We start from the raw sequence: 23,241 nt of genomic DNA on the forward strand, positions 1-23,241 counted from the left end.
AAGCCCCATGAACACCATCCGAAGCCTGGCCCGGCGCGCCGCGCTGGCCGCGGCGGCCACCGCCGCAGTGGCCTCTGCCGCCGCCGTGCATGCGCAGGGCAGCACCGCCGAAGAAATCGCCAAGTACCGCCAGATGCTGGCCGAAGGCAATCCCGCCGAACTGTGGGAAGCCGCCGGCGAAGAGTTGTGGAAGAAGCCGGCCGGCCCGAAGAACGCCTCGCTGGAACAGTGCGACCTGGGCAAGGGCCCGGGCGTGACCAAGGGCGCCTACGCCGAGCTGCCGCGCTACTTCAAGGACACCAGCAAGGTAATGGACCTGGAGCAGCGGCTGGCTTACTGCCGCATGACGCTGCAGGGGCTGAGCAAGGAAGAGGCAATGAAGAACCCGTTCTCGTCGTCGGGCAAGCCGTCCGAGATCGAGCGCCTGGTGGCCTACCTGACCGGCGAGTCGCGCGGCGTGAAGATGAACGTGCAGCTCAGCCATCCCGAAGAAAAGCGCACCTATGCGCTGGGCGAGAAGATGTTCTTCTACCGCGGCGGCGCCTATGACTTTGCCTGCGCCACCTGCCATGCGGTGGACGGCCAGCGCATCCGCCTGCAGGACCTGCCCAACCTGCTGACCGACAAGGGCGCGCAGGCGGCCTACACCACCTGGCCCGCCTACCGCGTCTCGCAGGGCGAGGTCCGCACCATGCAGCACCGCCTGTACGACTGCCTGCGCCAGCAGCGCTTTCCCGAACCCGCCTATGGCTCGGACGTGATCACCGCGCTGACCATGTTCCTGGCGAAAAACGCCAACGGCGGGACCTACGACGGCCCGGCGATGAAGCGCTGACCAGTACGGGAGAGACAACATGCAAACACAACACCAGGCACTGGCCATCGCGGCCCTGGCCACCCTGCTGGCAACCGGCGCCCACGCGCAGGACAGCACCAAGGCCCGCGCGCCCAAGGGCAAGCCCGCCGCCGTCAGCGGCGCAGACATGAAGCACCTGATCGAGGATTCGTTCTCGTCGCGCGGCCCGGTCACGGTCGAGGGCGTGCTGAACCAGGACGGCATGCAGCAGGCCTGCAGCCAGTACCCGGACCGCACCAAGGTGCCGGCGAAGCTTGCCAAGAAGATCGAAGCCGCCGAGCTCAAGCAGGTGAAATACCCCGCCGAAGACAAATGGCTGGGCGACTGGAAGGAAGGCGAAAAGGTCGCCCAGAACGGCCGCGGCATGCAGTTCACCGACCAGGTCGGCGGCACCAACGGCGGCAACTGCTATGCCTGCCACCAGATGACCAAGGCCGAGATCTCGTTCGGCAATATCGGCCCGTCGCTGTACCAGTACGGCAAGCTGCGCGGCAACTCGCAGGAGGTCATCAAGTACACCTGGGGCAAGATCTGGGACTCCAGCGCCTACGCCGCCTGCTCCAACATGCCGCGCTTCGGCCACAAGGGCATCCTGACCGAGGCCCAGATCCGCGATGTGATGGCGCTGCTGCTCGACCCGGCCTCGCCGGTCAACCAGTAAGGCCGATGCGCGCGCCTGCCGTGTTGCTGCGCTGGCTGCTGGCCTTCAGCCTGGCCGGCGCTGCAGCCGGCGCGGCAGCGCTGGAGGTCGGCGACACCGTGCGCCTGCCCGACGTGCGCACGCTCGACGGCCGCACCCTCGGCGCCGCCGCGCTGGCCGGCAAGCCGCTGGTGGTCGAGTACTGGGCCTCGTGGTGCCCGTTCTGCGCGATGCAGAACCCGCGCCTGCAGAAGCTCCATGAACGCACGCGCGGCACGCCGCTGCAGGTGCTGACCATCAGCATCGACAAGGATCCGCGCGAGGCCGCCGACTACATGAAGAAGCGCGGCTACACCTTCCCGGCGACGATGGATTCGCCCGCGCTGCAGGCCGTGTTCGGCAAGCGCAAGGGGCTACCGGAGCTGTACGTGATCGACGCGCGTGGCCGCGTGGTGCAGAAGGAAGTGGGCGAAATGCTCGAAGACGACGTGGCGGCGCTGGAGCGGTACGCGCGGCCATAGTTTTGCGATGGCGGACGCCTGTGCCACGGGCCGACCGCCACCGTCAATTCTAGGAAGAGACATGAACCGACGCGAGTTCCTGCAGGTGCTGGCCATTGCCGGCGCCGGCGGCATGACGTTCCCCCATCAAGACGCGCACGCCGCGCAGGCCGCCGAGGCCATGTACGAGCTGCCGCGCTTTGGCAACGTCCACCTGCTGCATTTCACCGACTGCCATGCGCAGTTGCGGCCGGTGTATTTTCGCGAGCCAAACGTCAACCTGGGTATCGGCGACTATGCCGGCAAGCCGCCGCATCTGGTCGGCGACGCGCTGCTGCGCCAGTACGGCATCCGCCCCGGCACGCCGCAGGCGCATGCGTTCACCTACCTGGATTTCAACGAGGCCGCTCGCCGCTATGGCAAGGTCGGCGGGTTTGCGCACCTGGCCACGCTGGTGAAACGGCTGAAGGCGGGCCGGCCGGGTGCCTTGCTGCTCGATGGTGGCGATACCTGGCAGGGCTCGGCCACCGCGCTGTGGACCAAGGGCCAGGACATGGTCGATGCCGCGCTGGCGCTGGGCGTGGACGTGATGACGCCGCACTGGGAGATGACCCTGGGCGCGGACCGCGTCAAGGAGATCGTCGACAAGGACTTCAAGGGCAAGGTCGCCTTCCTGGCGCAGAACATCAAGACCAATGATTTCGGCGATCCGGTATTCGATCCGTACGTGATCCGCGAGATCAATGGCGTGCCGGTGGCCATCATCGGCCAGGCCTTTCCGTACACGCCCATCGCCAACCCGCGCTACTTCGTGCCGGACTGGACCTTCGGCATCCAGGAAGAGAACCTGCAGCAGGTCATCGACGCAGCGCGCGGCAAAGGCGCGCAGGCGGTGGTGCTGCTGTCCCACAACGGCATGGATGTGGACCTGAAGCTGGCCTCGCGCGTGCGCGGGCTAGACGCCATCCTGGGCGGCCATACCCATGACGGCATGCCCGCGCCGGTGCCGGTGAAGAATGCCGGCGGCACCACGCTGGTGACCAATGCCGGCTCCAACGGCAAGTTCCTCGGCGTGCTGGATTTTGACGTGAAGGGCGGCAAGGTCGCGGACTTCCGCTACCGGCTGCTGCCGGTATTCGCCAACTACCTGCCGGCCGACCCTGCCATGGACGCGCTGATCAAGAAGGTTCGCGCGCCCTATGAGCAAAAACTAGGCGAAGTGCTGGCCGTCAACCGCGGCCTGCTGTACCGCCGCGGCAACTTCAACGGCACCTTCGACCAGCTGATCCTGGACGGCCTGATGCAGGCCCAGGGCGCGCAGATCGCGTTCTCGCCGGGCTTCCGCTGGGGTACCACGCTGCTGCCGGGCGAGGCCATCACCATGGAACACCTGATGGACCAGACCGCCATCACCTACCCGTACACCACGGTGACGCAGATGAGCGGCGAGACCATCAAGACCATCCTGGAAGACGTGGCCGACAACCTGTTCAACCCCGACCCGTACTACCAGCAGGGCGGCGACATGGTGCGCGTGGGCGGGCTGCAGTACACCATCGATCCGACCGCCGGCATGGGCAAGCGCATCAGCGACATGCGCCTGGCCGGCAAGCCGCTGGAAGCCGGCAAGACCTACAAGGTGGCGGGCTGGGCCCCGGTGGCCGAAGAGGCGCGCCAGGCCGGCGGCGCCCCGATCTGGGACGTAATGGCGCAGTGGCTGCGCAGCACGAAGGAAGTCAGCGCCCGCCCGCTGAACCTGCCGCGCGTGCGCGGCATGGACGGCAATCCGGGCATGGCAGCCTGATGTTGCACAGCGCCCTCATGCGCCGCCGCGAGGATTGAAGGGCGCCGCCGTATTACGCTACAATCAACCGCCACGGGCCGATAGCTCAGCTGGGAGAGCGCTGCGTTCGCAATGCAGAGGTCGGGAGTTCGATCCTCCTTCGGTCCACCAGATATCCCGCGCAAAAGCCCCGGAAAGCCAACGCTTTCCGGGGCTTTTGTGTTTCTGCTGCCTGCGCTGTCCGCCATCTCGCGCTGGCAGCCGCCATACGCTATCGTTGACCCCTCGGCACAGGCGTATGCGCCTTGTGCCGCCGTCAATCCACACCCGCCGGGGCCTTGTTCGATCCCATGCAAGCCAACAGGAAATCGGGCCACCCGCTGGCGATGTACCTGCGCTGGCAATCCTGAATCTCAAGAGACATCCATGAGCCACATCCTGCTGATCAACCCGAATACGTCGAGCGCCACCACGCAGATGATGGTCGAGATCGCGCGCGCCTGGTTCGCGCAGGCCATGGCAGCGCCGCCGGCCGTGGTCGGCGCGACGGTCACGCGCGGGGCGCCGATGATCATCGACGAAGACGATCTTGCCGTGGCCGCTGAGGCGATCTGCGATGCAGACATGCTGCGCCTGGCCGGCGGTGCCGACGGCGTGATCGTCGGCGCCTTCGGCGACCCCGGCATCGAGGCCCTGCGCGCGCACCTGTCGGTGCCGGTGGTGGGCATCGGCGAAGCCTCGATGCGTGCGGCCGCGGTCGGGCGGCGGCGCTTCGGCATTGCCACCACCACGCCGCGGCTGGCGGCGTCGATCAGCGCCAGCGTGCGCCGGCAGGGGTTGGACGAACTCTTCACCGGCGCACGCTTCACCGAGGGCGATCCGCGTGCACTGGGCGGCGCGCCGCGGCAGCAGGAAGACCTGCTGGCGGGCGCGGTCGATACCTGCATCCGCGCCGATGGCGCGCAAGCCGTGATCATCGGCGGCGGCCCGCTGGGCGAGGCCGCCCGGGCGCTGGGCCAGCGCTTTCCGATTCCCGTCATCGGCCCGGTGCCGGCCGCGTGCGAAGCCATGTCGCAGGCGCTGCGCTATTGCCCGGCGGCGTGAGCCGGCCCGTGGGGACAACAAGGAGCGCGAGCGATCTGCCCGGCCGTGTGGATCGCGCCAGCGTGCAGGCGCGGGTAGCGCTAGGCGACCCGGGTCGGCCGGCGGGCCTTCATTGCTGAGGGCCGTACCTGTTGCAGCGCGCGCAGCGACTGCAGCGCGTCCTCGACCGCCTCGATGCCGTCGCGCAGGCGGCCGATGGCATAGCCAAGGCGGCTTTGCGCGTCGGCGTCAGGGGTGGAAAGGTTCTCTAATGCATCGACTTCCGCCTGCATCTGTCCGACCAGGCGGCGCAGCTGGGATGTGCTGTGCGAGGCAAGTGACCGAATCGCCATCGTTGGGTCCTCCTTGCAGTGTCCGGGTGTGCCCGTCCTGTGTAACGGTAAAGGCGACACCAAAACTTCGCCAGCGCTGTTACGAAATCGGCACGGCAGCGCCGCCATGGCCCACTCCGCCCATCGCGGATGTTGGGCTATAGTCACCCGATGGAATCGGAACACAACCCTCTGCGGCCAGCATCCGCAGGCCTGCCGGACGACGCCACCGCCGCCAGCCCGGCCGAGGTCGACGCGCGCCACCGGGCCGGCCGGCGCAGCACGCTGGTCAGCGTGGCCGTCAATATCGGCCTGACCTCCGCGCAGGCAGTGGCCGGCGTCATCTCTGGCTCGCAAGCGCTGATCGCCGACGCTGCGCATTCCCTCTCAGACCTGCTGTCCGACTTCGTGGTGCTGCTGGCCGGCTGGCAGAGCCGCAAGGACCCGGACGCCGACCACCAGTACGGCCACCTGCGCTTCGAAACCGCGGCGTCGCTGGCACTCGGCGCGCTGCTGCTGGCGGTTGGCGCGGGCATGCTGTGGGCGGCGGTGGACAAATTGCAGCATCCGGCCAGCCTGCAGCCGGTGCAGCCGGTGGCCTTGTGGGTGGCGCTGGCCGCGCTGGTGTCCAAGGAGCTGCTGTTCCGCTACATGCTGGCGGTGGCGCGGCGCGTGCGCTCGGGCATGCTGGTGGCCAATGCGTGGCATGCGCGCTCGGATGCGGCCTCGTCGCTGGTGGTGGCACTGGGCATTGGCGGCAACCTGCTGGGTTACCACATGCTCGATCCGGTGGCGGCCATCGTGGTGGGGCTGATGGTGGCGCGCATGGGCCTGCGTTTCGGCTGGGATGCGCTCGACGACCTGATGGACCGCGCGGCTGACGAGGAGACCGTCGCGGAGATCCGCGCGACCATGCTGGGTACGCCCGGTGTGCTGGGCCTGCACGACCTGCGCACCCGCAAGATGGGCGACCAGGTGCTGGTGGACGTGCACCTGGAGATCGATGCCACGCTGACGGTGGCGCAGGGCCATGCCATCGCAGTCGAGGCCCGGCGCCGCGCCTTGGAACATCATCACGTCCTCAACGTGATGACGCACGTCGACCCCGTATACATGAGCAGCCAGGCCAGCGCTGCCTGAGCCCGGTCTGTGGATATCTTCGCCGGTTGCTGGGGATAACTGCCCGGACAAGCTGTGCCCCGCCTGGGGGCGCCTTGTGGGACGTATACGGATAACTCCGGCACCCACGCCGCCGACGTATACGTGGCCGCCGGGCTATCCCGGCGAATCAGGGTTATCCCGGAGTGGTTATCTTTGCTGCAAGTCCCTGAGCCCAAAGGGAAAAGGTGACTTATCCACGGCCTGAGGCCTGGTTTACCTACTACTACTATGTTTACATATGTAAACAATATTAAAGACATAGGCAGGACCGTTGCGCTGTTCGCGGTGGCCTGACGTTTACGCGGGCATGGTCATGCGCCGGCGTATACCGTCGCCGCCAGCCGGCGCACGCGGACGTATACCTGGCGCGCACCGGGTATACGTCCGCGCAACACTAGCGCGGCACCTTGAAGGCCTTGCGCGCAGCCAACACCTCGGCACGGGTCGTGCAGCCTTCCTGGTGGTCATTGACCAGGCCCATCGCCTGCATCAGCGCGTACATGGTGGTGGGGCCGACAAAGCGCCAGCCGCGCTTCTTCAGGTCCTTTGACAGCGCCGTGGATTCCGGCGAGGTCGCCATGGTGCGCAGCACCTCGGGTGTCAGCACCCTGGGCCGGCTGGCCGGATCGGGCTCGAAGCGCCAGAAGTAGGCGGCCAGCGACGATTCCGTCTCCAGCAGTTCGCGGGCCCGCTGCGCATTGTTGATGGCCGCCTCGATCTTGCCGCGGTGGCGCACGATGCCGGCGTCGCCCAGCAGGCGAGCGATATCGCGCTCGCTGAAGCGCGCCACCTTCTCGATGTCGAAATGGGCAAACGCCTTGCGGAAGGCCTCGCGCTTGCGCAGGATGGTCAGCCAGCTCAGCCCGGACTGGAAGCCTTCCAGGCACAGCTTCTCGAACAGCCGGCGGTCATCGGCGACCGGGAATCCCCACTCGGTGTCGTGGTAGTGGCAATAGTCCTCCAGCGTGCCGCACCAGCCGCAGCGCACCGGTGCTTCCTTCTTGCTTGTCATGGGTACCTGTTCCCTGTTGAAAGTCCCGGACGCCGGCCAGGCTCTCGCCGACCGGCGCATTTGCTGCGATCATGCCCGCACCTGAGAGATTGCGGAAGGCTGAAAATGGACATGCGATTGACAACCCTGGACGAAGACGGATGGGAGCTCGACGACGCCGAGCCCATCGCCGCCGCCCATCCCGACACCTTCTGGATGCCCCCGCGCGAGGAACGTGATGCACTCGCACCCGGCCAGCTGGTCAAGCTGATCTTCCGCATCCTGGTCGCCGACGAGACGGGCAGCGAAGAGGTTCACGTGGAGCGGATGTGGGTGATCGTCACCGGGCGCGAAGGCAGCCTTTACACCGGCGAGCTTGACAACCAGCCGTATTGCACCGAGGAGATGAACCCGGGCATGCCGCTGTGCTTCGAGGCGCGGCATGTGATCAATATCCACCGGGACGAGGATGAAGCCGGCTAGGCGGCCTGTCAGCGGACAACAAGAAAGCCAGCCTCGCGGCTGGCTTTCTTGCCTGGAACTGGAGCAGACAGTTCAGGCCAGCTTCTTGCCCGTGCGGTCGTGCATGAACGCCAGCGCAATAAAACTCACCACGGCAGCGGCGATCACGTAGTAAGCCGGCGCCAGCTTGTTCTGCGTCGACTCGATCAGCCAGGTCACGATCAGCGGCGCAAAGCCCCCGAAGATGGTCACGGCGAAGTTGTAGGCCAGCGACAGCCCGGTGGAGCGCACCTCGGTCGGGAACTGCTCGGCCAGCACGGCCGGGGCCGGGCCGGTAAAGGCCGCCAGCAGGATGCCCAGCACGATCTGCACCTGCAGCAAGGTCTGCGTGCTTGGCGACACATTGAGCCAGTGGAACAGCGGATAGGCCAGCACGCCGATCAGCAGCGCGACGATGCCCAGCATGCGCTTGCGGCCCATGCGGTCCGACAGCATGCCCATCAGCGGGCACAGCACCAGGATGATGGCGCCGCACAGCGCGGTCGACTTGAAGGTCGCGCCCAGCGGCAGGCCCAGCTGCTGCTTGGCGTACGACGGCATGTAGAACACCAGCACGTAGGTGCACACCGTCCATAGGATGGTCACGCCCAGGCCGGCCAGCACTTCGCGCGGGTGGTCGCGCAGCACCTGCGTGAGCGGCGAGAACTTGACCTTGGCGGCCTTGCGGGCGGCCTGGCGCGCCTCGAACTCGGGCGGCTCGTCCAGGTGCGAGCGGATATACATGCCGACCGGGCCGATCAGCAGGCCGAACAGGAACGGGATGCGCCAGCCCCAGGCATCGATCTGCTCGGGCGACAGGCCGTTGGTGACCAGCGCGCCCATGGCCGCGCCCAGCATGAAGGAGATGCCCTGGCTGGCCTGCTGCCAGCTGGCGTAGGCGCCGCGCTCGGCGTCGGGCGCGTGCTCGATCAGGAAGGCAGTGGCGCCGCCCACCTCGCCGCCGGCGGAGAAGCCCTGGATCAGGCGCGCCAGCACGATCAGCGCCGGTGCCCACAGGCCGATCTGGTTGTAGGTCGGGGCCAGGCCGATGATGGCCGTGCCCAGCGCCATCAGCAGGATGGTCAGCGTCAGCGCCGCCTTGCGGCCCACGCGGTCGGCGTAGACGCCGAGCACGATGGCGCCGACCGGTCGCATGAAGAAGCCCACGCCGAAGGTGGCGACGGTCAGCAGGAACGAGGTCAGGTCATCGCCGGTCGGGAAGAACAGCTTGGCGATGATGACGGCAAAGAAGCTGTAGACGGTGAAGTCGAACCATTCCAGGCCGTTGCCGATGGTGGCGGCGATGATCGCCTTTCGTCGGGTGGCGCTGGAAATATCGGGGATGGGGGCGGTAGTCGCGGTCATGAAGCGTCGGAAATGCAGGGAAACCGCAATGTTAAGCGATTCCTTAATTTTCGATCCGCCCCTGATCCGCTGTGAACGCGCTCAGAAGCTGGCCGCCAGCCCCAGCGAGACGCCCGACACGTTGTTGCCGAACACATAGCGCACCACCGCCCGGATCCGCGTGACAAAGACCTCGTGCGCGCTGGTGTCCAGTTCCAGCCCGGTGCCGAGCGTGGTCAGGTAGTTGAAGCCGAGGATGCCGGCCTGGCTGCCGAGGTAGTGTGAATGGGATAGCTCAAGCACGTACCGCACCGGCCGGTCGAACGCATGCATCCCGGTTGGCGCCCGCCAGCGCGCCCACAGGTTGGCGGTCTGCGCCGTGGCCGTTCCCGTCACCGAGCTGGTCGTGCCGCCGAAGCTCTGCAGGTGGATATTGGTGTAGCGCAGTTCCACGTCGATCTCGTAGTTCTCGCGGTAGTGCTCCCAGTCCAGCATCACCGATCCGCCCAGCCCGTAGGCGTTCAGGCTGCCGCCGTCGAGGAAGTTGATCTGGCGGTCGGTGACCTGCTCGACCGCGAACTTGCCGATTGACAGGTCGCTGGAGACATTGCCCAGCGAGGCGTTGAAGATCGGGCGGAACACCAGTTCCTTGTTGGCCGTCAGCGGAAAGTCCCAGCCCACGCCGATGGTGCCGGAAAAGGTGTTCCAGCGGGTCGGGATGGCGCGGGACTCGGCGCCATTGGTGGCAACGAAGGTGGGATCGTAGCGGCTGTAGGCGATAGCGCCTTCCAGGTAGAGCGGGAACGACTTGCTGATGGTGAAGCCGCCGCCCAGCTGCGACATGACGATGCCGGGATCGTTGGTGCTGGTGTTGTTGATCGACAGCGAGCTGGAGGTAAGGTCCGGCACCACCGAGTACGCCATCAGCGACAGCACCGCGTTGGCGTGCCGCTGCACATTGGCCCCGGCCAGGCTCAGTCCGGGCGTGCCCTGGGCATGTGCCGCGCCGGCGGCCAACAGCGCCGCCGCGCCCATGGCGGCCAGGGCCGCCCGCCAAAGGGGCCGCGAGCGGCGGCTTGGCGCGGGGTGGAACCGGCGGTGTCGCTGGCGTGCGGACATGAACAATCTCTGTGCAGTCGGTGCCGGTGCGCGCTGCAGTGCGGCATGCGGCGGTCTCCAGCGCATTCTAGCGACGCAGGATAGGGTGGGAGCGTCGCGCGAAATCTTTCAGATCGGACTGTTGCCGCCTTACATCGGCGCGGCGGCGCCGGTCAGCCGGCAGGATGGCGCCGGGTTGACGGCCTGGAGGGCGGGGCGGGCGGGGAGGGCGGCGTAGCCGGCATGGCCGGACAGGCAGGCGCCGGCCGGCGGCGCGTGAGCCACAGCAGCAGGGCACTGGCGGCCCAGCCGGTCACGAACACGGTGTCGCCGACATGGTTCAGCCAGGCTGCCGCCGCGGGCGTGCCGGCCAGGGATGCCAGCAAGCCGGCCGGCAGGCGCGCCAGGATCCACAGGGCGACGGCGGGCACGCTGCCGTAGACGCCCGGTTGCCACCAGTGGGCCAGGAAGGGAGGGTGCCGCCCGGGGCGGCGCGGGATGCGCGGTACCACCGAAGTCTCCGGCCACACATGGCGCGCAGGGCGTGCCGGTGGCATCAAGGCGTTGCAGGAGCCCCGCCGGATGACACCCCGGCGGACTCACGGTTGCATCATAGGCTGATCGCCCCTGGCTGCGCTGCCGGTGCCCGAGGCGCTGTGTGCGCCACGCCACGCTGCGCCCGGGCATTCAACTTTTTTGCACGATGTGTCCGCAAATGGCGCCCGTGCCGAGCTCGGATCTTTGCCAAACTGGATGCAGGTACACAAACAGTTTGAAGGTGGTCCCGCCATGCTTCCCTCGCTTTATATTTCCCACGGTTCCCCGATGCTCGCCATCGACCCCGGCCCCACCGGCGCCGCCTTCGATGCGCTGGGCGGACAGCTGCGCGCCCGGCGCCCGCGCGCGGTGCTGGTGATCTCGGCGCACTGGATCTACAGCACGCTGGCTGTCACCAGCCGCGAGCGCCAGGAAGCCTGGCACGACTTCGGCGGCTTCCCGCGCGAGTTGTACGCACTGCGCTACGACGCCCCGGGCTCGCCGGCGCTGGCCGAGCGGGTCAAGGCCCTGGTCGAGGCGGCAACGGTCCCTGGCGCCGGGTTTGTCGGCCAGGACGACGAGCGCCCGCTGGACCATGGCGCCTGGATGCCGATGCGCCACTTCTTCCCGAATGCCGACGTGCCGGTGGTGCAGCTGGCGCTGAACCCATACCTGTTGCCCGCCACGCAGATCGAGATCGGCCGCGCGCTGGCCCCGCTGCGCGACGAGGGCGTGCTGGTGCTGGCGTCCGGCAGCTTCACGCACAACCTGCAGGAAGTGTTTGGCGGCGGCCGGCGCGATCAGCATGGGCCGCAGGCCGAGCCGTATGTGGAAGCCTTCCGCGGTTGGATGGCGGGTGCCCTGGACGAGGCCCTGGCCACGGGCGATACCGGCCGCATTGCCGACTACCGCGCCCAGGCGCCGTATGCGCGCCGCGCGCACCCGACCGACGAGCACCTGCTGCCGTTCTTCGTGGCGCTGGGCGCGGCGTTGGGGCCGCAGGCTGCCAGTGGCGCAGGAGCGGCGCCGGCCAGCGTGTCGCGGGTTGCCGATGAAGTGACCTATGGCGTGCTCGCCATGGACAGCTTCGTGTTCGAAGGCCTGGGCGCCGGCGCGCCGCTGCGCGCGGCCGCCTGACGCCTTACCGCTCGGCCGGGGCCTGCGCCGCTGGCGTGCCGGCGTGCGCCGGCAGGTAGCGTCGTGCCGAGCGCGCGCCCGCTAGCGCAATCCAGCCCATGGTCAGCGCCACCAGCGCCAGCCCAATGCGCAGGTTGGCCAGGTGCGCCACCCCGCCGATCAGCACCGGCCCCAGCAGCAACCCCAGGTAGGCAAAGCGCGCCACGCGCGAAATCGCTTCGGCCGGCGCCACGCCCGGCAGCCGCGAAGCGGCAACGAAGAAGATCGGCACCATGTTTGCCGCGCCCAGTCCCATCAGCGTAAAGCCCGCCAGCGCGGCCAGCGGCAGCGGCGCCAGCAGCGCCAGCGCGATGCCGCCAAAGCCCAGCCAGGCACTGCCAGTCAGCGTGGCGCCGTCGCCCAGGCGCGCGCGCAGGCGGTCGCCGCCGAAGCGTCCGCACGCCATCCCGGCCGAGAACGCGGCGTAGCCCAGGCTGATCCAGCCATCGGGCGCCTGCGCCACGTCGCGCATATAGACGCTGGTCCAGTCGTACATCGCGCCCTCGCCGATCAGCCCGAGGAAGGCCAGCAGCCCCAGCAGCCACAGCGCGCGCACCGCATGGTCGCGATGGTGGGCCGTCGATGGCAGCACCGGATGATCCGCCAGCAGCCCGGGCAGCGTACCGAGCGCCACCGCCGCGGTCACGCCCGCCATCATCTCCGCATGCGCCAGCGGCGCCACGCCCAGCGACAGCATCAGGCCGCCCGCGCCCGCGCCCGCACCCGCCATGCCGCCCAGGCTGAACATGCCGTGCAGCGCCGACATCACGGGCCGCGTGCGGCTGGCCTCGACCGTGGCTGCCTGCGCGTTCATGGCGACATCGAAGGCCGCATTGGTCATGCCGAATGCCGCCAGCGCGGGCAGCAGCAGCCAGAACGACGGCATCGCCAGGATCGCCACCGTGGCCAGCGCGAACAGCAGCCCGCCCGCCATCGACGCCCGTGCGCTGCCCGCACGTGCCACCCAGCGCCCGACCGGGCCCATCGCCAGGATGGCGCCGCCGGCCACGGCTAGCATCGCCAGCGACAGCGTTGCGTCGGACAGGCCGAAGCGTGCCTTGATGGTGGGGATATGCACGCCCCACGTGGCAAAGGTGGCGCCATTGACGAAGAACAGCGCCATGGTGCCGCGCGTGGCGCGCGACACCGCGGCCGGTAAGGGCGCGGAGGCGGTCGGGGAATGCGGATCAGGCATGGGAGGGTGCGGCAGGCGGGGCAGCGGTGCCCCTGCAAAAGCCGTCATTGTCCCGCATCGGCGTGAGGCGGGTATGACGCTACCGGCTGGCGGTATCCACGCGCAGCAGCCCGCGCCGGTGCAGCGCGTAGCCGAAGGCCAGCAGCGCGCCCAGCGCCAGCGCCACCATCACCCACAGCATCAGCCAGTAGCCGCCGGCGGCACGCCACAGCAGCGCGCCCAGCCATGGCGCGGCGGCCTGCATCAGCAGCACCGGCGTCATCATCAGCCCGTTGAGCGTGGCGTAGTGATGGCGCGAGATCAGTTCCGGCATGGCCATCGCGCGCAGCATGGTGTTGACGCCATTGGCGCAGCCGTACAGCACCGCGGCCACCATCAGCCAGGCACCGTGCCCCAGCGCAAAGCACAGCAGCCCGGCGCCCATCAGCGCATAGACCGGCAGCGACAGCCGCACCGGGTGGCGCACCCCCGCGCGCATCATCAGCATGCGGCCCGCCACCTGGGCCGGGCCGATCAGGGCGGCTACCACCAGTTGCTGCGCCACCGGCATGCCCTTCTCGGTCAGCATCGGGATCAGGTGCGCGCCCAGCAGCGAGGCCACCACCGCGGTCGCGGTAAAGGCCAGCACCACCGCCCAGAACACCGGCTGGCGCAGCGTGGCGCGGGCAATGTCGCGGCTGCCGGCCTGGCCGTCGGCGGGGGTCATGCCGGTGTAAGTGGGATGCAGCGCGTAACGCATGCGCGCGTGCAGCGGCGCGCAGACCAGCAGGTTGAGCGCGGCAAAGCCGATCAGCGTCGGGCGCCAGCCCAGATGGATCACCAGCCATTGCGCCAGTGGCACGAAGATCGTGCTGGCAAAGCCGGCCATCAGCGTGACCACCACGATCGGCTTCTGGTACTGGTCGCCATAGGCCTGGCGCAGCACCACGAAGGCGGGCTCGTACAGCGTAGTTGCCATGGCCAGCCCGATCGGCACCCACATCAGCAGGAACACGCTCTGCGACGGCGTCCACGCCCACAGCAGCAGGCCCAGCCCGGCCAGCACCGAGCCCGCGCCCATCACCTTGCGCGCCGGTGCGCGGTCCAGCAGCCGCCCCACCGCGAACGAGCACAACGCCCATACCAGCAGCCCCAGCGAATAGCCGCCCGCCAGGAAGGGCTTGGACCAGCCCAGGCTGCGGATCATGGGGTCGATGAAAACAGTGAAGGCGAAGAACAGCGTGCCCCAGGAGATGGTCTCGGTCAGGCCGAGGATCCAGACCAGCCGGCGCGGCGGCGTGGCGGAGTGCGCGGGTCCGGTGCGTGCCGGGCTGGCGTCAGGGTCTGTGCTGGCGGCGTCCGCGTCGGAGCTGGCTTCCAATGTTGTCATGGCGGGCCCGGCGGGGGTGGTCGCCATGGGTGGCGGCGCGTGGGGCCAGTCGGAAATTGTAGCGATCCCGCGCGCACTCTGCGCACGGGGTGCCGTGGGGCACGCGCGTTACTGTGCGGTCACCGGCGCGGGCGGTCCCTTGAGCTCGACCACGTTGCCGTCCGGATCGCTCACATAGAGCGACGGTCCCTTGCCTTCGGCGCCAAAGCGCTGCGCCACCTCGCCGGCCTGTACGCCATGCCGTGCCAGTTGCGCCCGCACCGCGTCGGCATCGAACGGGTCGATGCGCAGGCAGAAATGGTCCAGGTTGCGGCCCTCCGCACCCGGTCCCGCGCCGCCGGCGCGCCCGAGCGGGCCATCGAGCGCGACCAGGTCGATCAGCCCGCTGCCCGCGCGCAGCTGCGTCAGGCCCAGGTCGGTTTGCTCGCGTTCCACGCTGCAGCCGAGCACCTCGACATAGAAGCGCCGCAGCGCGTCCACGTCGGCGCTGCGCAGTACCAGGTGGTCGATGCCCAGGATGCGAAACATGGCGGCCTCAGTGGTGCAGTCCGTCGTAGTCGATGACTTTCAGGCTGTCCAGGTCGACATTGTCCAGGCAGCGCACATTGACCGCGGCCATCGGCTTGCCGTCCTTGTCCTGTCCGTCCGCATACGGGCCGCAGCCGCACACCGGGCAGAAGCGGTGCGCGATCTTCATGGTGTTGAAGCGGTAGGTGGAGGCATTGCTCTCCGGCGTTTCCAGCTTGAACGTCGCGCGCGGCACGAACCACAGCAGGTGGCCGCGCCGGCGGCAGATCGAGCAGTTGCAGCGGATCACGCTGGGGATGCTGTCGGCCTCCACCTCGAAGGCAATGGCGCCGCAGTGGCAGCTTCCGTGGAAAGTCATGTCGTCTCCTTGATGTCGGTCCGGCGTGCCCACTAAATATCGGGAATCAGTCGTTTGCCCAGGCTGACCGCCTCGTCGGGTGCATAGCCCAGCTTGTCGTAGAAATCGATCACGGCGCGGTTGCCTGCGCGTACCAGCAAGTTGATCTTGGGGCAGCCGCGCTCGATCAGCAGCTGCTCGGCATGCGCCATCAGCATGCGCCCGTACCCCTTGCCCTGCAGGCCGGGCTGTACCGCCAGATAGTAGACCCAGCCGCGATGCCCGTCGAACCCCACCATGGCAGTGGCGACGGGATGGCCGTCGATGTCACCGACCAGGAACAGCTCAGGCTGCTCGGTCAGCTTGCGCGCGATATCGCGCTGCGGGTCGTTCCACGGACGGGTCAGGCCGCAGGCCTGCCACAAGGCAATGACGCAGGATTGGTCTTCAGGTCGGAAAGGACGGATCAGCATGCTTGGTGGTGCGCCGCAATATGCCGGCACATTGTTAGCTTTTTGACAGTGTAGCGCCGCTGCGGGTGCCACAATGCCTACAAAACATGACCAGACGATGCGCGGCCATCGCGCACGCTGCCACAACAGGAGACCCGCATGAGCGACATCCACGCGCCTGCACGCGCCACCTTCAGGCATATGGAACACGGCACCCACGAAGACTGGGCCGCCATCTCCGCCGAGTTCATGCCGTTCGCGCGGGCGCTGCCGGATCGCGTGCTGGCGCACCTGCGCCTGCTGGATGGCGATTGCGGCGGCTTTCCCGTGGACCGGCTCACGCATTCGCTGCAGACCGCGACGCTGGCGCACCGCGACGGCCAGGACGAGGAATACGTGGTCTGCGCGCTGCTGCACGATATCGGCGATACGCTCGGCAGCTTCAACCATCCCGATATCGCCGCCGCCATCCTCAAGCCATTCGTCAGCCCCGAGAACCTGTGGATGGTGGAAAAGCACGGCGTGTTCCAGGGCTACTACTTCTTCCATCACCTCGGCCTGGACCGCAACCTGCGCGAGCAGTACCGCAGCCAGCCCGAACTGTTCGAGCGCACCGCGGAGTTCTGCCGCAAGTACGACGGCGCCGCCTTCATGACGGACTATGACACGCTGCCGCTGTCGTTCTTCGAGCCGATGGTGCGGCGCGTGCTGGCGCAGCCGAGGAACTCGATGTATGTGAGGCCGGGAGAAGCGACGCTGGCACAGCCCTGAAAGCACAACGGCCTCGCTTCATGCAAAGCGAGGCCGTTGTGCCATGCCGTGGCCAGTCAGGCCGCGCGCTGCGCCGTCTCCGGATGGCGGAACTGCTCCAGCAACTTGGCCCAGCGTCCGCGTACCGCCTTCAGGTTGTTTTCCTTCACATGCCCGAAGCCACGGATATCGTCCGGCAGGTTGGCCAGCGTCACCGCGGTGTCGTAGTTGGCGGCATTGAGGCCCGCCACAAGTTCATCCAGCAAGACCCGGTACTCGCCGATCAGCGCGCGCTCGGTGCGGCGCTCCTCGGTCTTGCCGAAGATGTCGAAGGCACCGCCGCGCAGGCCCTTCAGCTTGGCCAGCACGCGGAACAGCTTCATCGTCGACGGACCGAACTTGCGCTTGATCAGGTGGCCCTTGTCGTCGCGCTTTGACGTCGTCGGCGGTGCCAGCCAGAAGTTGAGCTGGTAGTCGCGGCCCGGCTCGCCTTCAAACTGGGCGCGCAGCTTGTCCAGGAAGACAGGGTCGGTGTAGAGCCGCGCCACTTCGTACTCGTCCTTGTACGCCATCAGCTTGGCCAGGTTGCGCGCCGCAGCCTCGGTCAGCGGCAGGGCCTTGCCGCTGCCAGCCAGCGTGCTTTCGGCCACGCGCACGCGGTCGATGGCTTCGCGGTAGGTGCGCGCGTAGGCGGCATCCTGGTAGGCCGTCAGGTGTTCCATGCGCCGGCCGATCAGCTTCTCCAGCATCGCGCCGCTCGAAGTCGGCATCTTGACCACCTCCGCGCCTTCCGCGGTGTTCTTCAGCTTGCCGGTCAGCGACAGCACGTGCTCGGGGTCGTGCGCCATATGGCGGCCCCAGTCGAACGCGGCCTTGTTCTTCTCGACGGCGACGCCATTGAGTTCGATGGCGCGCTCCAGCGCCTGCAGCGTCAGCGGGATCCAGCCCTTCTGCCAGGCGTAGCCCAGCACCAACGGGTTGGTGTAGATCGCGTCGCCCAGCAGTGCCACGGCGAGACCCGAGGCGTTGATGAACTCGCACTTCTCGCCCACGGCGGTGCGCACGTCCTGCTCGGCCGACAGGCCGGGGAACTGCCACTTCGGGTTCTTGATGAAATCCGCCGTCGGCGTCTGCGCCGTGTTGACCACGGCGCGGGTGCGGCCGGCCTGGGTCTTGGAGATGACTTCGTCGGTGGCCGACACGATCGCATCGCAGCCGATCACGAGGTCCGCCTCGCCCATCGCGATACGGGTGGCGTGCAGGTCGTCCGGGCGCGCGGCAAGCTGCACGTGCGACAGCACCGCGCCGCCTTTCTGCGCCAGGCCCGCCATGTCAAGCACGGTGACGCCCTTGTTCTCCAGGTGCGCGGCCATGCCGAGCAGGCCGCCGATGGTCACCACGCCGGTGCCGCCCACGCCGGTCACCAGGATGCCGTAGGCGCGGCGGATCGGCGGCAGTTCCGGGTCAGGCAGCGCGGGCAGGGTGTCCATCGACACGCCGTGCTGCTCGGGCTTGCGCACCTGCGCGCCTTCGGCCGTGACAAAGCTCGGGCAGAAGCCGTTCAGGCACGAGAAGTCCTTGTTGCACGACGACTGGTTGATCTGGCGCTTGGTGCCGAAATCCGTTTCCAGCGGCTCCACCGACAGGCAGTTCGACTTGACCGAGCAGTCGCCGCAGCCTTCGCACACCGCGTCGTTGATAAAGGCGCGGCGTTGCGGGTCCTCCATCGTGCCGCGCTTGCGGCGGCGGCGCTTCTCGGTAGCGCAGGTCTGGTCGTAGATCAGGATGGTGCAGCCCGGCACCTCGCGCAGTTCGCGCTGCACGCTGTCGAGCTGGTCGCGGTGATAGATCGTGATGCCTTCGGGCAGCTTGATCGCGCCGTTGTACTTCTCCGGCTGGTCGCTGACGATGACGATCTTCTTCGCGCCTTCGCTGTGCACCTGCCAGGCGATGTCCCGCACCGACAGCTGGCCGTCCACCGGCTGGCCGCCGGTCATCGCCACCGCATCGTTGTACAGGATCTTGTAGGTGATATTGACGTTGGCCGCGATCGACGCGCGGATCGCCAACAGACCGGAGTGAAAGTAGGTGCCATCGCCCAGGTTGGCGAACACGTGCTTGTCGCCCGCGAACGGCGCCTGGCCGATCCACGCCACGCCTTCGCCGCCCATCTGGCTGAAGGTGCTGGTATTGCGGTCCATCCACACCGTCATGTAGTGGCAGCCGATGCCTGCCAGCGCGCGCGAGCCCTCGGGGACGTTGGTCGAGGTGTTGTGCGGGCAGCCCGAGCAGAACCACGGCTTGCGCTCCGCCGTCACGCGCGGCGTGGCCAGCGCCTTTTCCTTGGCCTCGATGATGGCCAGGCGCGCGGTGATGCGCGCGCGCACGTCCATCGGCAGCTCGAACTTGTCCAGGCGCGTGGCGATGGCCTTGGCAATGATCGCCGGCGACAACTCATAGTGCGCCGGCAGCAGCCAGTTGCTCTGCGGGATCGACCATTCGCCGCCCGCGTTGTCCTTCTCGTCGAACTTGCCGTAGACCTTGGGGCGCACGTCATCGCGCCAGTTGTAGAGCTCTTCCTTGAGCGCGTACTCCATGATCTGGCGCTTCTCTTCGACCACCAGGATTTCCTGCAGGCCTTCAGCAAAGGCGCGGGCGCCGTGCGCCTCCAGCGGCCACACGCAGCCGACCTTGTACAGGCGGATGCCGATCTGCGAGCAGGTGGCATCGTCCAGGCCCAGGTCGGCCAGCGCCTGGCGCGTGTCCAGGTAGGCCTTGCCGCCGGTCATGATGCCGAAGCGAGCGTGCGGCGAATCGATCTCGATGCGGTCGATCTTGTTGGCGCGCACATAGGCCAGGCCCGCGTACCACTTGTAGTCGAGCAGGCGCGCTTCCTGTTCCAGCGGCGGATCCGGCCAGCGGATATTCAGGCCGCCCGGCGGCATGATGAAGTCTTCCGGCAGAACGATCTGCACGCGGTGCGGATCCAGTTCCACCGAGGCCGACGATTCCACCACGTCGGTCACGCACTTCATCGCCACCCATAGGCCGGAGTAACGGCTCATGGCCCAGCCGTGCAGGCCGTAGTCCAGGTACTCCTGCACGTTCGACGGATAGAGCACCGGCAGGCCGCAGGCCTTGAAGATGTGCTCGGACTGGTGCGCTAGCGTCGAGGACTTGGCCGAATGGTCGTCACCGGCCAGCACCAGCACGCCGCCATGCTTCGACGATCCCGCCGAGTTGGCGTGCTTGAACACGTCACCGGTGCGGTCCACGCCCGGCCCCTTGCCGTACCACATGCCGAACACGCCATCGAACTTGGCATCCGGATACATGTTCACCTGCTGCGACCCCCATACCGAGGTAGCGGCCAGGTCTTCGTTCAGGCCGGCCTGGAACACGATGTTGTGCGCGGCGAGGTGCTTCTTGGCCTTCCACAGCGACAGGTCCAGCGCGCCCAGCGGCGAGCCCCGGTAGCCGGAGATAAAACCGGCGGTGTTCAGCCCGGCGGCACGGTCGCGTTCCTGCTGCAGCATCGGCAGGCGTACCAGTGCCTGCGTGCCGCTGATATAAATGCGGCCACGCTCCAGCGTGTATTTGTCTTCGAGGGAAACGTTTTCGAGCGCGCGGCGGATGGCGTCGCTGACCGGAGGGGTCAGGGGGGCATTCATAGGTGCTCCTCTATGGGCGTGCTGTCGGGATCACCGACACCTACAGTTGTGGGCGACCGCCTCGTAGCCTCTTGTGAAGGCGTAGGGCGGTCGTGTCTCTGCGCGGCATGGTAGCACCGCCACATAATTGGCGGTACCTTGCAATGCAGCACAAAGCGTGCCCGTCGCGCCCGTGATTTCCCGTATGGACAGGGGTTCGCGTGTACACTGCGTTGCATCGAGATGGCCCCGTGCCGCTGCCAGGCTGTCTGCGATGCGCCACACCTGCACAGCCAGCCTGGTGCAACCTGATTTCCGATTGCCCGTCCTGATGTACGCATGAGACGGGCAAACCAGTGACTACCTGAACATGACCAATTCCCCCCGCCAGGGCACCGCGACCCTGGCCGTGCTGATCGACGCCGACAACGCGGCGCCCGCCATCGTCGAAGGCCTGCTGGCCGAAGTCGCCAAGTACGGCGTGGCCGCCGTCAAACGCATCTACGGCGACTGGACCCGGCCCAACCTGGCCGGCTGGAAGGAGCGCCTGCTGTCGCACTCGATCCAGCCGATCCAGCAGTTCCGCTACACCGTGGGCAAGAACGCCACCGACAGCGCCATGATCATCGACGCCATGGACCTGCTCTACACCGGGCGCTTCGACGGCTTCTGCATCGTCTCCAGCGACAGCGACTTCACCCGCCTGGCCTCGCGCATCCGCGAGCAGGGGCTGACCGTCTATGGCTTCGGCGAGCGCAAGACCCCCAAGCCCTTTGTCACCGCCTGCGACAAGTTCATCTACTCCGACGTGCTGCGCGCCGACGCGGATACGGAAGGGACCGAAGGCGTCGACGGGGCTGCCGCGCCCACGCGCAAGCGCAGCACTGGCGAGCTGCGCCAGGACTCGCGCCTGGTGCGCCTGCTGCAGAACGCGGCGCAGGCGGTGTCGGATGAAGACGGCTGGCTGACGCTGGGCAGCATGGGCAACCATATCGCCAAGCAGGCGCCGGAATTCGACTCGCGCAACTACGGCTACGGCAAGCTTTCCGAGCTGGTGCAGGCCACCGGCCTGTTCGAGGTCGAGACCCGCAACGGCGGCAACAACAAGACCATCTGGATCCGGCTTAAGAAGCGTTCCAAGGGGGGCGGGGAGAGCGACGGGCGTGGCCAGCCGCAGCCGCAGCAGTCGCAGCAGCAGCGCCAGGCCCAGCAGGCCCAGGCACAGCCTGAAGCGCGCCGCCAACCGGCACCGGCGCCCGTGCCCGCGGATCCGCCTGCGCCCGTCGTGGCCCAGCCAGAGGCGGCGCCTGAGCCGGCGCCAGTGCGCGAACCCGCGATCGGGCAGTCTGTCATCGCCGCCGAAGTGGCCGAACCGGAGCCCGTGGCCGAGCCGGTGGCGGAGGCAGCGTCGCAGGCTGAGTCCAAGGCCCGCCCCGCACGCAAGCGCGCCACGCGCCGCCCCGACGTGACGCTGAGCGAAACCCCGTGGCCGATCGACCAGTCGATCTTTGCCGCGCCGGGCACGACGGTGCTGTCGGCTCAGATTGAAGCGCAGCCAGAGGCCCAGCCCCAGCCCGAGGCAGCCGCTGCCGAGGCGGTGCCCGCCCGTGCACCGGCCAGGAAGACGCGCAAGCGCCCGGCCAAGAAAGCGGAGTAATGTGGCCGGCCGGCGTAATGCCGGCCCTACCCGCCAAAGAAAACGCCGGCTTCGCGCCGGCGTTTTCTTTGGCAGAGGCCCTTACCGCACCAACTGGTTGATTTCGATGATCGGCATCAGCACCGCCAGCACGATCAGCAGCACCACCACGCCCATGGTCAGGATCAGCAGCGGCTCCAGCAGGCTGGTCAGGAACAGCGTGCGGCGTTCCAGTTCCTGCGCCTCGCCCTGGGCGGCGCGGTCCAGCATCACCGGCAGGTTGCCGGTGGCTTCGCCGGAGCGGATCAGGTGCACCAGCACCGGCGGGAACTGGTTCTGCGCTGCCAGCGCGCGCGCCAGCGAGGCGCCTTCGCGCACGCGGGTGTTGGCGTCTTCCACGTTGGCGCGCAGCGCCTCGTTGGTCAGGGTCTCGCCCGCGGCCTGCAGGCTGCGCAGGATCGGCACCCCGGCCGACACCAGGATGGCCAGCGTGCCAGCGAAGCGCGCGGTGTTGTAGCCACGGATCAGCTTGCCCAGCAGCGGCGCGGTCAGCAGCCAGCGGTGCCATTCCAGCCGCACCGCGGGCTGGCGCAGCAGGCGGCGGATGCTGAACGCCGCCACCGCGATCACCGCCAGCGCCGCCCACCACCAGTTGCGCACGAAGTCCGACAGCGCCAGCATGACGATGGTCAGCGTCGGCAGCTTCTGCTTGGTGTTGGCGAACACGCTCACCACCTGCGGCACCACGTACGACAGCAGGAAGATCACGATGGCGAACGCCACCACCGTGACGATGGCGGGGTAGGTGAAGGCCAGCCGGATCTTGGAGGTCAGGGTGTTGCGCGACTCGATATAGCCGGCCAGCCGCTCCAGCACCAGTCCCAGGTGGCCGGAGTGCTCGCCGGCCGAGACCAGCGCGCGGTAGATGTCGGGGAAGTCGCGCGGGTGCTGCGCCAGCGCCACCGACAGCGAGCTGCCGCCCATCACCTCGGCGCGGATGCCGGCCAGTAGCTCGTGCACATAGGCGCGCTCGGCCTGGTCGGCCAGTGCCCCCAGGGCCTCGTCCAGCGGCAGCCCGGCCACGATCAGGCTGGCCAGCTGGCGCGTGAACAGCGCCTGCTCCTGCGTCGACAGCCTGCGCGCGAACAGCTGGCTGCCGCTGCGCGGCGCCAGGCCGGCACCAGCCAGCGGGTCGACGGTCAGCGGTGTCAGCCCGCGCGCGCGCAGCTGCGAACGCGCCTGGCGCGGGCTGTCGGCCTCGATCACGCCGCGGTCGGTCTTGCCGGCGGCGTCGGCGGCTTCGTAACGGAAGGCTGGCATCC

22 protein-coding genes and 1 tRNA gene are annotated in these 23,241 nt (G+C 68.0%); 11 read left to right on the forward strand and 12 right to left on the reverse strand.

Annotation, left to right across the window (positions count from 1 at the left end):
- Positions 1-7 precede the first annotated feature (7 nt).
- From soxA to AC07UK_RS31530, 6 genes are all read left to right on the forward strand, one after another.
- Positions 8-835 (forward strand): sulfur oxidation c-type cytochrome SoxA, encoded by an 828-nt coding sequence (gene soxA, locus AC07UK_RS31505; protein WP_436222894.1) that lies wholly within the window; start codon positions 8-10, stop codon positions 833-835.
- A gap of 19 nt (positions 836-854) precedes the next feature.
- Entirely contained in the window at positions 855-1,517 is a 663-nt protein-coding gene (soxX, locus tag AC07UK_RS31510) for a sulfur oxidation c-type cytochrome SoxX (RefSeq protein ID WP_436222893.1), read from the forward strand.
- Positions 1,518-1,522: 5 nt separating this feature from the next.
- Positions 1,523-2,017, forward strand: coding sequence for a TlpA family protein disulfide reductase (locus AC07UK_RS31515; protein ID WP_494687621.1), 495 nt, complete (start codon positions 1,523-1,525; stop codon positions 2,015-2,017).
- A 61-nt stretch (positions 2,018-2,078) separates the two neighbouring features.
- Complete coding sequence (gene soxB, locus AC07UK_RS31520; RefSeq protein WP_494687620.1) at positions 2,079-3,800, forward strand: thiosulfohydrolase SoxB; 1,722 nt, start codon at positions 2,079-2,081, stop codon at positions 3,798-3,800.
- 74 nt (positions 3,801-3,874) lie between these two features.
- A tRNA-Ala gene (locus AC07UK_RS31525) sits at positions 3,875-3,950 on the forward strand.
- Positions 3,951-4,205: 255 nt separating this feature from the next.
- Positions 4,206-4,883: an aspartate/glutamate racemase family protein gene (locus AC07UK_RS31530; RefSeq protein ID WP_494687619.1), complete on the forward strand. Its 678-nt coding sequence runs from the start codon at positions 4,206-4,208 to the stop codon at positions 4,881-4,883.
- Between the two features lie 80 nt (positions 4,884-4,963).
- On the opposite strand, the gene AC07UK_RS31535 is transcribed toward AC07UK_RS31530, so the two are convergent.
- A complete protein-coding gene (locus AC07UK_RS31535) occupies positions 4,964-5,215 on the reverse strand; it encodes a hypothetical protein (RefSeq protein WP_010813430.1) in 252 nt (83 codons plus the stop codon).
- 150 nt (positions 5,216-5,365) lie between these two features.
- Between AC07UK_RS31535 and AC07UK_RS31540 the strand changes: the two genes are divergently transcribed.
- On the forward strand, positions 5,366-6,334 hold the full coding sequence (locus AC07UK_RS31540; RefSeq protein WP_436222889.1) for a cation diffusion facilitator family transporter: 969 nt from the start codon (positions 5,366-5,368) through the stop codon (positions 6,332-6,334).
- Between the two features lie 415 nt (positions 6,335-6,749).
- Here the strand turns inward: AC07UK_RS31540 and AC07UK_RS31545 are convergent, their stop codons facing one another.
- Positions 6,750-7,367 (reverse strand): DNA-3-methyladenine glycosylase I, encoded by a 618-nt coding sequence (locus AC07UK_RS31545; RefSeq protein WP_436222888.1) that lies wholly within the window; start codon positions 7,365-7,367, stop codon positions 6,750-6,752.
- Between the two features lie 105 nt (positions 7,368-7,472).
- On the opposite strand from AC07UK_RS31545, the gene AC07UK_RS31550 reads away from it, so the two are divergent.
- Positions 7,473-7,829 carry a DUF2314 domain-containing protein gene (locus AC07UK_RS31550; protein WP_436222887.1) on the forward strand — a complete coding sequence of 119 codons (357 nt, stop codon included), beginning with the start codon at positions 7,473-7,475 and terminating at the stop codon, positions 7,827-7,829.
- 72 nt (positions 7,830-7,901) lie between these two features.
- Here AC07UK_RS31550 and AC07UK_RS31555 read toward each other — a convergent pair whose 3' ends face one another.
- From AC07UK_RS31555 to AC07UK_RS31565, 3 genes are all read right to left on the reverse strand, one after another.
- A complete protein-coding gene (locus AC07UK_RS31555; RefSeq protein WP_494687618.1) occupies positions 7,902-9,212 on the reverse strand; it encodes an MFS transporter in 1,311 nt (436 codons plus the stop codon).
- Between the two features lie 81 nt (positions 9,213-9,293).
- Positions 9,294-10,310, reverse strand: a complete 1,017-nt coding sequence (locus tag AC07UK_RS31560) for a hypothetical protein (RefSeq protein WP_436222885.1) — start codon at positions 10,308-10,310, stop codon at positions 9,294-9,296.
- 152 nt (positions 10,311-10,462) lie between these two features.
- Positions 10,463-10,846: a hypothetical protein gene (locus AC07UK_RS31565; RefSeq protein WP_494687617.1), complete on the reverse strand. Its 384-nt coding sequence runs from the start codon at positions 10,844-10,846 to the stop codon at positions 10,463-10,465.
- A 232-nt stretch (positions 10,847-11,078) separates the two neighbouring features.
- On the opposite strand from AC07UK_RS31565, the gene AC07UK_RS31570 reads away from it, so the two are divergent.
- Positions 11,079-11,963 (forward strand): DODA-type extradiol aromatic ring-opening family dioxygenase, encoded by an 885-nt coding sequence (locus AC07UK_RS31570; RefSeq protein ID WP_494687616.1) that lies wholly within the window; start codon positions 11,079-11,081, stop codon positions 11,961-11,963.
- Positions 11,964-11,967: 4 nt separating this feature from the next.
- On the opposite strand, the gene AC07UK_RS31575 is transcribed toward AC07UK_RS31570, so the two are convergent.
- The 5 genes from AC07UK_RS31575 to AC07UK_RS31595 form a co-directional block, all read right to left on the reverse strand.
- Positions 11,968-13,197, reverse strand: coding sequence for an MFS transporter (locus AC07UK_RS31575; RefSeq protein ID WP_494687615.1), 1,230 nt, complete (start codon positions 13,195-13,197; stop codon positions 11,968-11,970).
- Positions 13,198-13,276: 79 nt separating this feature from the next.
- Complete coding sequence (locus AC07UK_RS31580) at positions 13,277-14,593, reverse strand: MFS transporter (RefSeq protein WP_436222881.1); 1,317 nt, start codon at positions 14,591-14,593, stop codon at positions 13,277-13,279.
- An 81-nt stretch (positions 14,594-14,674) separates the two neighbouring features.
- Entirely contained in the window at positions 14,675-15,094 is a 420-nt protein-coding gene (locus AC07UK_RS31585) for a VOC family protein (RefSeq protein ID WP_436222880.1), read from the reverse strand.
- Positions 15,095-15,101: 7 nt separating this feature from the next.
- On the reverse strand, positions 15,102-15,452 hold the full coding sequence (locus AC07UK_RS31590) for a GFA family protein (protein WP_013958300.1): 351 nt from the start codon (positions 15,450-15,452) through the stop codon (positions 15,102-15,104).
- 32 nt (positions 15,453-15,484) lie between these two features.
- Positions 15,485-15,904, reverse strand: a complete 420-nt coding sequence (locus AC07UK_RS31595) for a GNAT family acetyltransferase (RefSeq protein ID WP_041228224.1) — start codon at positions 15,902-15,904, stop codon at positions 15,485-15,487.
- Positions 15,905-16,042: 138 nt separating this feature from the next.
- Here AC07UK_RS31595 and AC07UK_RS31600 point away from each other — a divergent pair, with 138 nt between their 5' ends.
- The gene (locus AC07UK_RS31600) at positions 16,043-16,654 is read left to right on the forward strand and encodes an HD domain-containing protein (RefSeq protein ID WP_436222879.1); all 612 of its coding nucleotides are present in this window, start codon (positions 16,043-16,045) and stop codon (positions 16,652-16,654) included.
- A 56-nt stretch (positions 16,655-16,710) separates the two neighbouring features.
- On the opposite strand, the gene AC07UK_RS31605 is transcribed toward AC07UK_RS31600, so the two are convergent.
- Positions 16,711-20,304, reverse strand: coding sequence for an indolepyruvate ferredoxin oxidoreductase family protein (locus AC07UK_RS31605; protein ID WP_494687613.1), 3,594 nt, complete (start codon positions 20,302-20,304; stop codon positions 16,711-16,713).
- A gap of 349 nt (positions 20,305-20,653) precedes the next feature.
- Here AC07UK_RS31605 and AC07UK_RS31610 point away from each other — a divergent pair, with 349 nt between their 5' ends.
- The gene (locus tag AC07UK_RS31610; RefSeq protein WP_494687612.1) at positions 20,654-21,940 is read left to right on the forward strand and encodes an NYN domain-containing protein; all 1,287 of its coding nucleotides are present in this window, start codon (positions 20,654-20,656) and stop codon (positions 21,938-21,940) included.
- Between the two features lie 81 nt (positions 21,941-22,021).
- Here AC07UK_RS31610 and gspF read toward each other — a convergent pair whose 3' ends face one another.
- The gene (gene gspF, locus AC07UK_RS31615) at positions 22,022-23,239 is read right to left on the reverse strand and encodes a type II secretion system inner membrane protein GspF (RefSeq protein WP_013958294.1); all 1,218 of its coding nucleotides are present in this window, start codon (positions 23,237-23,239) and stop codon (positions 22,022-22,024) included.
- Between the last annotated feature and the right edge of the window lie 2 nt (positions 23,240-23,241).

The sequence above is a fragment of the Cupriavidus sp. GW821-FHT07C08 genome, assembly GCF_059419025.1.